Raw genomic sequence first — 12,560 nt, forward strand, 5'->3', positions numbered from 1 at the left:
GCAAGGTGATAGCATGAAAATGGTTAAATATTTTTTGTTGGTACTGGTTGCATTCTCTATGAGTGCACAGGCAGAAACCCATGGCAGGGTTGACAGAATTGATTATAAAAACCTTGAAATAGTGATCGATGATAGCTATTACAAGCTGCCAATAAATGTCGACGTGCGTGGTGTGGATAATAAGCCGGAAACTTTGTTTGCAATAAAAACCGGCATGTATGTCCGCTATGAAACGGAGCGAAGAAACAACAAGAATTTTGTGACGTTGAGGATGCTTGCTGGCCCGCTAGTGGAAGATACCAACAACGAAGAATCTCGCAGACCCCGCAGGTAATCGCTATGAAGTGTCATTCAAACAAACGGATCCAGAGTGGCTTTACCTTGATAGAGATTGTTATCGTGGTGGCTATTGTTGGTATTTTGGCGTCTATTGCCTATTCTTCTTATCAGGATCAAACGCGAAAAGCCCGGCGCGCCGAGGGTAAGGGTTTTTTGATGGAAATTGCATCAGCTCAGGAACGCTATTTCACACAAAATGTTCGCTACGGAACTTTGGTGCAGCTGGGTTACCCCAATGAAAATCCTCAAAGTGAAGAAGAATTTTACAATGTTCGAATTACCGCCAGCACCAATACAACCTTCACGTTGACCGCGACCCCGGTTATTGATGACCCGGATTGCGGCAACCTGACTTTGACCAATACCAATCTGCGGGGCAGTGATACGAACGATCCAGATTGCTGGAATTGATCTGCTGTTTAAGCCTCTGTTGTCATTTGTTCTGCGATCTGAATTCCAATCTTCCTTGTATTTTTAAATTTGGAATTTAAAAATACAAGGAATCTAATATCTGACTGGAGGAGTGGTTGCTGATTTGGGGTTGAACAGTGGCTTTAACCTAACACCCCACATTCTCCCCGCCGCTCCGGTTGGGAATTCCATCACTATCGGTATCCTTGCCATATCTCGCCCGCCCACTTCTGGAAATAATCAGCAGTCGGGCGTGCCTTTCCTCACCACTGGCCGGGCAGTAAATCAGGCTGCCAAAGGTGCTGTTGGTGTGCCCCTGCGGGGTCATTTGTATGTAGCGCCGGCCAGCTGAAAACGACCAAATCAGTTGACTGTTTTGGGGCAGCGGCTGCATCACCCGATACAGTTCATCATCACCGTCAATTTCACGGTTTCTGTTGCAGTCTGAAAAAACCACCACCGGCGCATCCATATTTGCGGAACATTGGATTTGGTTATCGCTGGGGCACATGGTGGTGTGGCAGCTGTGGTGCACAGCGTTTTCCCGCGCCAGTGCCACCAGGTTGCGCACTTCGCTGATAATTGCTCGCGACTGGTTGCGTTCCAGAAAGTCCATCATGGCAGGCACGGCGGCGGCCAGCAGAATGGCGAGAATCGCCAGGCTGATCATCAGTTCAATCAGGGTAAAGCCATTGTTCAGGGTAAAGACAGTGTTTCGGCAGGTTTTGCGAAAGTGGGCAGGTGGTAAAGCAGGCATGATTCCTCCTTGAATGCATCGTTAATCCCTTGGTTGCTTTTTAAATATAGACCATGAATTGCCTGCTTGCACAGAGTTTCAGTCATCCAGGAATTTCAGTCATCCTGAGCGCAGCGAAGGATCTAGGCCGGGAGGGGAGATCCTTCGCTGCACTCAGGATGACAAGGCTATCCGTTTACTCGACCTCCATCCCCAATTTCTGAATCTTGTAACGTATTTGCCGCAGGGTCAGGCCCAGGTCGCGGGCGGCGGCGGTGCGGTTGCCGTTGTGTTTTTGAATGGCCACTTCCAGTATTTGTCGTTCAATGTTTTCCAGGTAGTCGTCCACGGAATCCAGTTGGTCGACAAAATGTTGGTCGATGCACTCACCGGCAACGGTGCCATCGGTGGTGTTGCCGGGCCTCAGTTGCAGGTCGGCGGTGGTTATCTGGTCGTTGTCGCACAGGGTCATGGCCCGTTCCAGAATATTTTCCATCTCGCGCACATTGCCGGGGAAGTGGTATTGCTTGAGGGCATCCAGCGCACCACTGGACAGTGTGGCCTGCAAGCCGGATTCTTTGGCCAGCCGTTGCAGAATGGCTTCCGCCAATTCGGGGACGTCGTCCCGGCGGCGGCTCAGGCTGGGGACCGGCAGTTCGATGACGTTGATGCGGTAGTACAAATCCTGGCGAAAGCGGCCTTCTTCCACTTCCGCTTCCAGGTCTTTGTGGGTGGCGCTGAGTATGCGTACATCAGTGGCGATTTCCCGCTCCTCGCCCACCGGACGCACGGCTTTTTCCTGAATGGCGCGCAGCAGTTTTACCTGCATGGACAGGGGCAGGTCGGCCACTTCATCCAGAAACAGGGTGCCTCCCTCGGCGGCCTGAAACAAACCGTTCTTGTCTTTGTGGGCGCCGGTAAAACTGCCTTTTTTGTGGCCAAAAAATTCGCTTTCCATCAGTTCTGATGGAATGGCGCCGCAGTTCACCGGAATAAAGGGTTCACTGGCCCGGGGGCTCAGGTAGTGAATGGAGCGGGCAACCAGCTCTTTGCCGCTGCCGGATTCGCCGCTGATAAATACCGGCGCCTGGGTGCGGCTGACGCGGCCAATCTGGTTGCGCAGTTTGTCCATGGCTGGGGAGTGACCCAGCAGGCCGGGGATGTTTTGCTGGCTGCTGGGGGTGGCTTCGCTCAGTTCCAGGGCGGAGCGTACAATGGCGCGCAGACGCGCCAGTTCCACCGGTTTGGAGACAAAATCAAAGGCGCCTTTTTTCAGGGCATCCACGGCAATTTCCATATTGCCGTGGGCGGTAATCACCGCCACTGGCAGTTGCGGGCAGTGCTTCTGTATGTGTTCCACCAGTGACAGGCCGTCGCCATCCGGCAGGCGCATGTCGGTCAGGCAGAAGGTGAAACTTTCGGTATTCAGCAGGCGCATGGCGTCTGCCAGATCGCCGGCTTCTGCCACCTCCAGATCCAGTTGTTGCAGGGTGTAACTGAGCAGCTCGCGAATATCCGGTTCGTCGTCGACAATCAGTGCGCGTCCTTTGGCGGTACTGTTCATTGTTGCTCTCCTGGCAGCAGGCTGTTGGGGTGGGCAAAGCCAATCCGGAAGCAACCATTGTATGCAGGTTGCTTGTTTTTAGGTTGATTGTTTTCAGGTTGATTGTTTTCAGGCTGTTTGCCGTTGGCAGATTTGTCCACCGGCAGGTAATTGAGTGTAGCAAAATTGAGTTCGCACAATTCCCGGCACACGTACAACCCCAGGCCGGAGCCTTCGTGAGAGGTGGTAAAAAAGGGCTCGAAAATGCTGTTTTGGTCGCCTGCGGGAACGCCGGGGCCACGGTCGAATACATCCAGGTAAGGGTGGCCGCTGACGGCATCGATACTGGGCCGCAGTTCCGCCCAGTATTCCCCCGTTTGCTCATGGCTGTAGCGAATGCCGTTGTCCAGCAGGTTGCTGAGAATCTGGATCAGATGCGATGGGTCGAACAGCACCCGGCAGCGAGGGGCGTCGTCCAGGTGGATGCGGATGTCCTGTTTGCGCCCTTCGCAATAATCGCGGATAAAGCCTTTCAGCCAGCTGTTGAGCTCCAGCTTTTTCAGGTTGGGCGTTTGCTGGCGGGACAGTTGCATCACATTTTCGATGATCTGGTTGACCCGGTCAGACTGTTTTTTGATGATCTGAATCATGCGACTTTGGGCACCCAGTTTTGGGTCTTCTTCCAGCAATTGCGAGGCGTGGCTGATGGCGCCCAGGGGATTGCGGATTTCGTGGGCAATGCTGCCGGTCAGCCGCCCCAAGGAGGCCTGTTTGATCTGCTGGGCGTGCTGCGCCAGGGTACGGGTGTCTTCCAGAAAAATCAGCGTTTGCAGCTTGCCGTCTTCACCTTCTTCAAGGGTGGTGAAATTGGCCTGCACTTCGCGGCTGGCGTTGCGCTCTTTGAACGGCGTGGTGCGCAGCCAGGGGGCATCGCGCCAGTGTTTGAGCTGATTGTGCAGGGTAGGGGCCAGTTTGATGGAGTGCCCCGCCGCCAGGGTGCCGGACATCGGATGGCCGCCCAGCAGTTGCAGGGCGGCGTCGTTGATCAGGCGGATGGTGTCATCTTTATCAATCACCACAATGCCGGTGCGCATGCGGCGCACAATGTGTTCGTTCAGTTGTTGCAGCTGGGACGCACTGCGGGTTTTTTGTTGCGCCTCCTGCTGGGCGGTGTGCAGGCGTCGGGTCAACAATTGAAAGATCAGCGCTGTCACAAACAGCAATATGCCCAGCAGACCCGCCTGGAATACGGTGTTGCTGGACGATGCCTGATTGAGCAGGCCACTGGCGCTGGAAACAATCACACATACGCTGGCCGAGGCTGCCAGCAGCAATGCCAATTGGCCGGACACAAACAAACTGCCCGCTGCCACACACACCACCAGCAAAAAAGCGAGCCCGCTCTGGATGCCGCCACTGGCGTTCATCAACAGGGTGATGGCAAAAATATCCAGCAGCAGGGCAGCAAAGAGTTGTACGGTTTTTGGGGTAAAGCGCTGGCGGCCAAACAACAGCAGGGTGATAAAGTTGAGGGCGGCGTAGCTGGCAGAGCCGTAAAGAAACAGTTGTGGCTGGCTGGCCCCAAGGATTTCGGCCCCCAGGCCGATCAGGTACATGGCACAGAGCAGGGCGGCCAGCAAAAACCGGTAATAACTGTAAATTCGCAGCAGGTTGCTGTTGTTGTGTTGCTCGCTGTGGTTAGAGCCTGCCATAAAGTGGGTGCTGTTAGTTGAGGTGTTTCGTCACCGTCATTGCGAGGCGCGAAGCGACGCGGCAATCCAGTGTCTTTTAACTCGCTGACTTGTAAACCAAAGCCGCTGGATCGCCACGCTGCGCTCGCGATGACGATTTTTTAAAGCTCGCTGCCACCGATTTTCTGAACGCTATCAATCGTAGACAGTGGGTATGGGCTGGCGCTTGTGCTGGGTGCGCTGATAAATGGCAATCAGCTTTTCGCTGACGGCTTCGGCCACCGGCTTGCCCTCAAGAAAATCGTCGATTTCGTCGTATTTCAGCCCCAGGGCGTCTTCGTCGGCTTTGGAAGGGGCGAGGCATTCCAGGTCGGCGGTGGGCTCTTTGCCCACCAGTTGCTCCGGCGCTCCCAGGGTTTTTGCCAGCAGGCGCACCTGGCGTTTGCTGAGGCCAAACAGCGGCACCAGATCGCAGGCGCCATCGCCGTATTTGGTGTAAAAGCCAGTGACGTTTTCCGCCGAGTGGTCAGTGCCCAGCACCAGCCCGCTCAACAGCCCGGCTACTTCGTATTGCACCACCATGCGAGCGCGGGCCTTGACGTTGCCTTTGACAAAGTCGATATGGGCATCGTTGGCGGTTAGCAGGCCGTGCTCTTTCATCATGCCCAGGGTTTCTTCGTGAATGCCATCGGCACCGAGGCGAATGTTCACCGGCAGGGATTCACTGGGCTGAATAAACTCAAGGGCGGCTTGAGCGTCCTGTTCATCCGCCTGAACCCCGTAGGGCAAGCGCAAGGCGATAAACCGGTAGCCGCCTCCGTGCTCTGTGTTCAGTTGATCCACCGCCAATTGCGCCAGGCGGCCACAGGTGGAGGAGTCCACGCCGCCGCTGATGCCCAGCACCAGAGTGCGCGAGCCCGCCTGCAGCAATTGTTGTTTGATAAAGTTGACCCGGCGTTCAATTTCGTAGTGCGGGTCAATCTCTGGCAGTACCCGCATTTCGGCGAGAATGGTTTCACGATTCATAAGTGGTTACAGTCAGTGGCGCGAGGTTTATTTGCCGAACAGCCCAAAGGTCAGGCGGTTGAGCCAGGAGCGTTCTTCTTCATCTTCACTTTGCTTGCGCTTTTTGCGATTTTCCGGTTTGAAGACCGGGTTGTACTGTTCGCGACTGTCGTAGCCCGGTGGTTCCGGATTGTCTATCAGGCCAAAGGTAATTTTGTTCACCAGGGAGCGGGATTCGCCGCTGATATCCCGGCTGAAGTCAAATTGCCCGTCTTTGTTAAAGGCCGAATGTTCCGGATAGTTGCTGGCCAACACCTGTACTGTACTGTCGGCAAGCTCCTGCTGATTCAGCAAATAATAGCCCTGGGCCATCACCGCGAGGGCATCGGGTACTGCCGGAGTTTTGGGGTAATTTTCCACCACGTGACGGCCCCGGTTCACCGCTGCCAAGTAAGCGCCGCGGCGGAAGTAGTAGTTGGCCACGTGGATTTCGTAGCGGGCCAGGTGATTGCGCAGGTGAATCATGCGCTTGCGGGCATCGGCGGCGTATTGGCTGTTGGGGTAACGCTTTAACAGCTGGTTAAACGCGGCGAAAGATTCCCGGGCGGCACCGGGGTCGCGCTTGGTGCCGTCTACGGGCAGATAACCCCCCAACACGCTGCGGCTCTCGCTGTAAGAGGCCAGCCCTTTAATGTAGAAAGCGTAATCAATTTGCGGGTGCTGGGGTTGCAGGTCGATAAAACGGTCGGCTGCAGCAATGGCCGCCTGGTAATCCCGGCTGCGATAATAGGCGTGAATCAGCTCCAGCTGGGCCTGCTCTGCGTACACCCCAAAGGGGAATTGGGCTTCCAGCGCCTGCAGGTTCTGGATGGCCTGCTCCCAGTTGTGAGAGCGAACATTGCGTTCAATCACCTCGTAAAACTGGCGCTCGGTAAAACCGGCTGTCTCATTTTTCTTTTCATCGTTCGATGAACAGGCGCTCAAACAAACAATGAGACAGAGGGAAAGTATCGGTAATATACGCATGAAGCCTGTCCTTCAGAAAAACCGTTATTTAACCATAGCCGGAAGGCCGACAAAAGGGATTGAACGCCCATCAAACAAAGAGTTGGAGTACCTATTGGAACCACAGGATAATAATGAATCTATCGACCTGGTTGCTACCGCAGAGCTTGCCCACAGCGGCAAGCGACTGGATCAGGTGGCCGCAGAGTTGTTTGCGGACTACTCGCGCTCGCGCATAAAACAGTGGATTGACGAGGGTGCACTGCAAGTGAACGGTGAAGTGCGCAAGCCCAAAGACCGCCTGGTAGGTGGCGAACAGCTGACATTGCAGGCCAGCGTAGAGCCCGCCGGTGAGTGGCAGCCAGAGCCTATGCCACTGAATATCGCCTATGAAGACGATCACCTGCTGGTGATCAACAAGCCCGCCAACCTGGTGGTGCACCCGGCGGCGGGTAACTACACCGGTACATTGCTCAACGGCCTGCTGCACCATTGCCCGTCGTTGGAAAATGTCCCCAGGGCGGGCATTGTTCATCGCCTCGACAAAGACACCACCGGTTTGATGGTGGTGGCGAAAACCCTGGCGGCCCATCACGACCTGGTGCGCCAGCTGCAGGCCCGCAGCGTCAAGCGGGAATACGAAGCGGTGGTGCAAGGCACTATGACCGGCGGCGGCACAGTCGAGGCCCCTATCGGCCGCCACCCGCGCTCGCGGGTCAAAATGGCGGTGGTGGCCCACGGAGGCAAAGAGGCCATAACCCACTACCGGCTGATTCAAAAATACCGCGACCATACCCACATTCGCCTGGGGCTGGAAACCGGTCGCACTCACCAGATTCGCGTGCATATGGCCCATATTGGCCACCCGCTGGTGGGGGATGCCACCTACGCCGGGCGCATGAAGCTGCCCAAAGGAGCCAGTGGCGAGCTGCTGGAATTACTGCGCCAGGGTTTCAAGCGCCAGGCACTGCACGCCGCTTCCCTGGCGCTGGTTCACCCCCACAGTGACGAAATTATGGAATGGGATGCGCCCCTGCCCGCTGATTTTGAACACTTATTGACGGTGTTGGCGAACAATGAAGCTGATTAAACCCGACTGGCCCCTGCCGGCGAATGTAGGTGCAGCGGTCACTACCCGTATCGGCGGCAATAGTAACGGCCCCTGGGGAAATGCCAATTTTGGCCTCAACAGTGGCGATGACATTGCCGTGGTGAATGGCAACCGCAAGGTTCTGCAACAGCAGCTTGGCTTGCAACATTCGCCCTGTTGGTTGCGCCAGGTGCACGGCACGACCGTTGTCGAGGCCGGCCCGGATACCCTGGAAGCTGAAGCCGATGGCGTTGTCAGCCGCACCTCCGGTTTGGCCGCAGTGGTGTTGACCGCCGATTGCCTGCCGCTGTTGCTGTGCGATCGCGCCGGCACCGTTGTGGCCGCAGTGCACGCCGGTTGGCGCAGCCTGGCGGCGGGTATTATCCGCCGCTGTGTTACCGATATGGGCGTGGCGGCGGAGAATCTGCTGGCGTACCTGGGCCCGGCAATTTCGCAACCTCAATTTGAGGTGGGGCCAGAGGTGCGCCAGCAATTTGCTGGCAACGCAATGGGCGCGCAACATCAGCAGCTGATAGAGGCCTGTTTTATCGCCGGTAAGGGCGACCGCCAGCAGGCGGATATCTATCAACTGGCTCGTACGGAATTGGCCATGTTGGGCGTGAACGATATATACGGTGGCGATTATTGCACCGCCAGCCAGGGGGAGCTGTTCTATTCCTATCGCCGCGACGGGGTAACCGGGCGTATGGCGTCGTTGGTTTGGTTGAATTAAACCTGAATCCGTGACTTCAGAGCGGCGCATAGCACAAGTTCTTGATTCCACAGCGGTTTGAAAAATGCCCACTTAACCGACGGGTAAAGCTAAGATTTTTCAACTCCCCTGTGAAACCAATATCTTGCACTCTACACTCACTCTGAAATCACGGATTCAGGTTAAGCCTCGGGCGGCGCGCTGCGAGCAGTGAGGGAGAACATTGTCATTCTGAGCGCAGCGAAGAATCTCAGTGCCGCGATGTAGTATGAGATCCTTCGCTGCGCTCAGGATGACGGTCTGCCGCAGCTGATTTTCACTAAATATCCATTTTATTTCCCGCGCGAATCCCGCACACTACCCGGCAATTAAAAAACACGGGTAAATCAGTTGATTGGGCGCCTTTCAGGGGTGTTGCTGGAAAAGCAGGCACCGGATTTGTTACTGGACGTGCAGGGAGTGGGGTATGAAGTCCAGGTTTCTCTGACGACTTTTTTTGAACTGCCCAATAGCGGCGAGCCGGTAACCCTGTACACCCATTTTGTCGTGCGCGATGACGCCCAGTTGCTCTACGGCTTTTCCGGGCAGCGGGAGCGGGAGCTGTTTCGCACCTTGATCAAGGTGAATGGCGTTGGCCCCAAAATGGCGCTGGCGATTCTCTCGGGCATGAACCCGGATGAATTTGTTCGCTGTGTACAGGGCAACGACGTTACTGCCCTGGTACGCTTGCCCGGTGTTGGCAAGAAAACCGCCGAGCGCTTGATTATTGAAATGCGCGATCGCCTTAAAGAGTGGGGTGTTGATAGCAATGCGCCGGTAGCTGAACAGGCGCCAGCCACTGTGTCCGTCAGCGAAGAAGCGGAAAGCGCGTTGATCGCCCTCGGTTACAAACCTCAGGAAGCGGCGCGCATGATCAGTGCTGTTGTTGGCAAGGCAGACAACCCCAGTTGTGAGGCACTTATCCGTTTGGCGCTTCAGAATTTGGTAAATTGACCGTCATATTCACAATGAATATGACGGTCATCGCGAGCGAAGCGTGGCGATCTCATCCAGTGTGGCAGAGACTTGATGGAGATTGCCACGTCGCCTTTTTAATAAAAGGCTCCTCGCAATGACGCAGCACGATAAAACTAAATGATTGAAAAAGACCAACTGGCCACTGAAAGCCGCCTTGTTTCCCCACAGCTTGCCCCCAGCGAGGATCGTGTTGACCGCGCTATCCGGCCGTTGAGCCTGGAGGACTATGTGGGGCAGAGCGCGGTGCGGGAGCAGATGGAAATTTTTATCGGTGCCGCCCGCAACCGCAACGAGCCGTTGGATCACACCCTGGTATTTGGCCCGCCGGGGCTGGGCAAAACCACCCTGGCCAATATCATCGCCCATGAAATGTCGGTGGATTTAAAAACCACCTCCGGGCCCGTACTGGAAAAGGCCGGTGACCTGGCGGCGCTGATGACCAATCTGGAAGCGGGCGATGTGTTGTTTATCGACGAAATTCACCGCCTCAGCCCGGTGGTGGAAGAGATTCTCTACCCGGCCATGGAAGATTACCAACTGGACATTATTATTGGCGAAGGCCCCGCTGCCCGTTCCATCAAACTGGATTTGCCGCCGTTTACGCTGGTGGGTGCCACCACCCGTGCCGGATTGTTGACCTCGCCCCTGCGAGACCGTTTTGGCATTGTTCAGCGTTTGGAGTTTTACTCGGTGGAAGATTTGACCTCCATTGTTGCTCGTTCGGCAAATATCCTCGGCATTGCCATGGATAACGAGGGCGCTTTTGAGGTGGCCCGCCGCGCCCGTGGCACGCCGCGCATTGCCAATCGCCTGTTGCGCCGGGTGCGGGATTACGCCGAGGTAAAAGCCGATGGCACCGTTACTGCAACAACCGCCGATCAAGCCCTGAACATGTTGCACGTGGACCAGTCTGGCTTCGACCATATGGACCGCCGCCTGCTGCTGGCCATGATCGAAAAATTTGACGGTGGCCCGGTGGGAGTAGACAGCCTTGCTGCCGCCATCGGTGAAGAGCGCGACACCATTGAAGATGTACTGGAGCCCTACCTGATTCAGCAGGGCTTTATGATGCGCACCCCGCGGGGACGGGTGGCCACCACCACCGCCTATCAGCACTTCGGTTTGCAGCGCCCTGACGTTGCGGGTAATAGCAGTGCTCAGCAGCAATTGACGTAATGGAAGTTGCCGTGAATGAATTTGTACTGCCTGTGCGCGTCTACATCGAAGATACCGACGCCGGTGGCATTGTGTACTACGTCAATTACCTGAAATTTATGGAGCGCGCGCGCACCGAATTGCTGCGCAGCTACGGCTACGACAAACCGGCGTTCTGGGCGGATAACCTGATGTTTGTGGTGCACTCAGTGCAAGTGAACTACCGCAGTCCGGCGCAGTTGGATGATGAATTACAGGTAAGTGCGGTGGTTGAAAAGGTCGGTCGCACTTACTTTGATGTGGCCCAGCAAGTGCGCCGCGGTGACACTCTGTTGTGCGAAGGCGTGGTGCGGGTGGCCAATGTTACGCGGGACGCTATGAAGCCGAAGGCGATTCCTCAGGAAATGCGGGAACAGCTGTCATCCTGAGCGCAGCGAAGGATCTTTTGACTGCAACGAAGTTTGAGATCCTTCGCTGCGCTCAGGATGACAAGAAACATACCTGAATCCGTGATTTCAGAGTGAGCGTAGAGTGCAAGATATTGGTTTCACAGTGGAATTGAAAAATCTTAGCTTCACCCGTCGGTTAAGTGGGTACATTCTCAGCTAAGAAAGTCAAACCGCTGTGGAATCAAGAGCTTGTGCTATGCGCCGTTCTGGAGTCACGGATTCAGGACATAATTAGTGAAAATTTAGGAGCAATTGTGGCAGCAGAACTTTCCCCCTGGGAGCTGATTGTATCGGCCTCATTCCTGGTCAAGGTGGTCATGCTGATGTTGGTGCTGGCGTCCATCGTGTCTTGGGTGATGATCGTGCAGCGTGGCCTGTTTTTGAATCAGTCGCGCCGCCTGTTTCAAAGTTTTGAACAAAACTTCTGGTCCGGTATTGATCTTAACGAACTGTTTCGTGACGGCAGTGCGCGGGTGCAGCAAAATCGTATGGTCAGTGGTGCTGAAAGCGTGTTTCGTGCCGGCTTTCGCGAATTCAACCGGCTCACCAAAACGGGCAGCCCCGATCCTGATGCTGTTATTGAAGGGACCGAGCGCGCCATGCGGGTAGCGCTGTCCCGGGAAGAAGAAAAGCTCAATGCCAACCTGCCATTTTTGGCCAGCGTTGCCTCTACCAGCCCCTATATTGGCCTGTTTGGTACCGTGTGGGGCATCATGCAGTCGTTCCTTGGTTTGGCGAATGTGCAGCAAGCTACTCTGGCGGTGGTAGCGCCGGGTATTGCCGAAGCATTGATTGCCACCGCTATGGGGTTGTTTGCGGCCATTCCTGCGGTGCTGGCGTTTAACCGCTATTCCGCGCGGGCAGACAATCTGTTTGGCAGCTACCAGACCTTCGCGGAAGAATTTTCCAGCATTTTGCACCGCAGGGTGCACAGCAAGTAGGCTAGCCATGGCGATACAGGTTAAAAAGCCCAAGAAAAAGCTCACCTCGGAAATCAACGTAGTGCCGTTGATCGATGTGATGCTGGTGTTGCTGATTGTGTTTATGGTGACCGCGCCGTTGCTGATGCAAGGGGTAAAAGTGGAATTGCCGGACGCCAACTCTGCGCCCCTGGAAGAACAGGACCAGGAGCCCCTGATCGTTTCCATCAAGGCCGATGGCAGTTACTGGATTGACCTGGGCAGTGAAGAAGGTGAACAGAAACAGGAAACCCTGGCGGTGATCACCGACCGGGTGGGAAAAATTCTCCGCCAGCAACCGAAAACACCGGTACTGGTGTGGGGCGACACCAGTGTGGATTATGGCTCGGTGGTGCAGTTGATGACCGAGCTGCAAAATGCCGGAGCCAGCAGTGTGGGGTTGGTGACGGAGCCGGCGAAGAATTAGCGAGTTATGATGGTGTGTGAA

14 protein-coding genes are annotated in these 12,560 nt (G+C 55.5%); 9 read left to right on the forward strand and 5 right to left on the reverse strand.

All coding sequences use genetic code 11. From position 1 onward, the window contains the following. The first annotated feature begins 13 nt into the window (after positions 1–13). Together ACVBEJ_RS08485 and ACVBEJ_RS08490 are read left to right on the forward strand one after the other, a co-directional pair. Positions 14–334 carry a PilY2 family type 4a fimbrial biogenesis protein gene (locus ACVBEJ_RS08485; protein WP_447129189.1) on the forward strand — a complete coding sequence of 107 codons (321 nt, stop codon included), beginning with the start codon at positions 14–16 and terminating at the stop codon, positions 332–334. Positions 335–339: 5 nt separating this feature from the next. Next, the gene (locus ACVBEJ_RS08490; RefSeq protein ID WP_447129190.1) at positions 340–750 is read left to right on the forward strand and encodes a type IV pilin protein; all 411 of its coding nucleotides are present in this window, start codon (positions 340–342) and stop codon (positions 748–750) included. A 148-nt stretch (positions 751–898) separates the two neighbouring features. Here the strand turns inward: ACVBEJ_RS08490 and ACVBEJ_RS08495 are convergent, their stop codons facing one another. From ACVBEJ_RS08495 to ACVBEJ_RS08515, 5 genes are all read right to left on the reverse strand, one after another. Then, entirely contained in the window at positions 899–1,507 is a 609-nt protein-coding gene (locus tag ACVBEJ_RS08495; protein WP_447129191.1) for a GspH/FimT family pseudopilin, read from the reverse strand. Between the two features lie 175 nt (positions 1,508–1,682). Then, entirely contained in the window at positions 1,683–3,050 is a 1,368-nt protein-coding gene (locus tag ACVBEJ_RS08500; protein WP_447129192.1) for a sigma-54-dependent transcriptional regulator, read from the reverse strand. Further along, positions 3,047–4,741: a sensor histidine kinase gene (locus ACVBEJ_RS08505; RefSeq protein ID WP_447129193.1), complete on the reverse strand. Its 1,695-nt coding sequence runs from the start codon at positions 4,739–4,741 to the stop codon at positions 3,047–3,049. The genes ACVBEJ_RS08500 and ACVBEJ_RS08505 overlap by 4 nt, the downstream gene beginning before the upstream one ends. Before the next feature lie 174 nt (positions 4,742–4,915). Next, on the reverse strand, positions 4,916–5,746 hold the full coding sequence (gene nadE, locus ACVBEJ_RS08510; protein ID WP_447129194.1) for an ammonia-dependent NAD(+) synthetase: 831 nt from the start codon (positions 5,744–5,746) through the stop codon (positions 4,916–4,918). Positions 5,747–5,773: 27 nt separating this feature from the next. Next, complete coding sequence (locus ACVBEJ_RS08515; RefSeq protein WP_447129195.1) at positions 5,774–6,751, reverse strand: outer membrane protein assembly factor BamD; 978 nt, start codon at positions 6,749–6,751, stop codon at positions 5,774–5,776. 94 nt (positions 6,752–6,845) lie between these two features. Between ACVBEJ_RS08515 and rluD the strand changes: the two genes are divergently transcribed. The 7 genes from rluD to tolR all read left to right on the forward strand — a co-directional run bounded on the left by rluD (position 6,846) and on the right by tolR (position 12,539). Continuing rightward, positions 6,846–7,820: a 23S rRNA pseudouridine(1911/1915/1917) synthase RluD gene (rluD, locus tag ACVBEJ_RS08520; RefSeq protein WP_447129196.1), complete on the forward strand. Its 975-nt coding sequence runs from the start codon at positions 6,846–6,848 to the stop codon at positions 7,818–7,820. After that, complete coding sequence (gene pgeF, locus ACVBEJ_RS08525) at positions 7,807–8,553, forward strand: peptidoglycan editing factor PgeF (RefSeq protein ID WP_447129197.1); 747 nt, start codon at positions 7,807–7,809, stop codon at positions 8,551–8,553. Before rluD ends, pgeF begins: the two co-directional genes overlap by 14 nt. Positions 8,554–8,922: 369 nt before the next feature. Beyond that, entirely contained in the window at positions 8,923–9,525 is a 603-nt protein-coding gene (gene ruvA, locus ACVBEJ_RS08530) for a Holliday junction branch migration protein RuvA (protein ID WP_447129198.1), read from the forward strand. A gap of 141 nt (positions 9,526–9,666) precedes the next feature. Next, a complete protein-coding gene (gene ruvB / locus ACVBEJ_RS08535) occupies positions 9,667–10,725 on the forward strand; it encodes a Holliday junction branch migration DNA helicase RuvB (protein ID WP_447129199.1) in 1,059 nt (352 codons plus the stop codon). Positions 10,726–10,736: 11 nt separating this feature from the next. Continuing rightward, positions 10,737–11,132 carry a tol-pal system-associated acyl-CoA thioesterase gene (gene ybgC, locus ACVBEJ_RS08540; RefSeq protein WP_447129200.1) on the forward strand — a complete coding sequence of 132 codons (396 nt, stop codon included), beginning with the start codon at positions 10,737–10,739 and terminating at the stop codon, positions 11,130–11,132. A gap of 275 nt (positions 11,133–11,407) precedes the next feature. Beyond that, a complete protein-coding gene (gene tolQ, locus ACVBEJ_RS08545; RefSeq protein WP_447129201.1) occupies positions 11,408–12,094 on the forward strand; it encodes a protein TolQ in 687 nt (228 codons plus the stop codon). A gap of 7 nt (positions 12,095–12,101) precedes the next feature. Further along, positions 12,102–12,539: a protein TolR gene (tolR, locus tag ACVBEJ_RS08550; RefSeq protein ID WP_447129202.1), complete on the forward strand. Its 438-nt coding sequence runs from the start codon at positions 12,102–12,104 to the stop codon at positions 12,537–12,539. Positions 12,540–12,560: the final 21 nt, after the last annotated feature.

It is taken from the genome of Porticoccus sp. GXU_MW_L64 (assembly GCF_052983295.1).

Excerpts from the sequence above, each read along its gene's own strand:
- ACVBEJ_RS08485 (WP_447129189.1), top strand. The coding sequence starts at position 14 with ATGAAAATGGTTAAATATTTTTTGTTGGTACTGGTTGCATTCTCTATG.
- ACVBEJ_RS08490 (WP_447129190.1), top strand. The coding sequence starts at position 340 with ATGAAGTGTCATTCAAACAAACGGATCCAGAGTGGCTTTACCTTGATA.
- ACVBEJ_RS08495 (WP_447129191.1), bottom strand. The coding sequence starts at position 1,507 with ATGCCTGCTTTACCACCTGCCCACTTTCGCAAAACCTGCCGAAACACT.
- ACVBEJ_RS08500 (WP_447129192.1), bottom strand. The coding sequence starts at position 3,050 with ATGAACAGTACCGCCAAAGGACGCGCACTGATTGTCGACGACGAACCG.
- ACVBEJ_RS08505 (WP_447129193.1), bottom strand. The coding sequence starts at position 4,741 with ATGGCAGGCTCTAACCACAGCGAGCAACACAACAACAGCAACCTGCTG.
- nadE (WP_447129194.1), bottom strand. The coding sequence starts at position 5,746 with ATGAATCGTGAAACCATTCTCGCCGAAATGCGGGTACTGCCAGAGATT.
- ACVBEJ_RS08515 (WP_447129195.1), bottom strand. The coding sequence starts at position 6,751 with ATGCGTATATTACCGATACTTTCCCTCTGTCTCATTGTTTGTTTGAGC.
- pgeF (WP_447129197.1), top strand. The coding sequence starts at position 7,807 with ATGAAGCTGATTAAACCCGACTGGCCCCTGCCGGCGAATGTAGGTGCA.
- ruvB (WP_447129199.1), top strand. The coding sequence starts at position 9,667 with ATGATTGAAAAAGACCAACTGGCCACTGAAAGCCGCCTTGTTTCCCCA.
- tolR (WP_447129202.1), top strand. The coding sequence starts at position 12,102 with ATGGCGATACAGGTTAAAAAGCCCAAGAAAAAGCTCACCTCGGAAATC.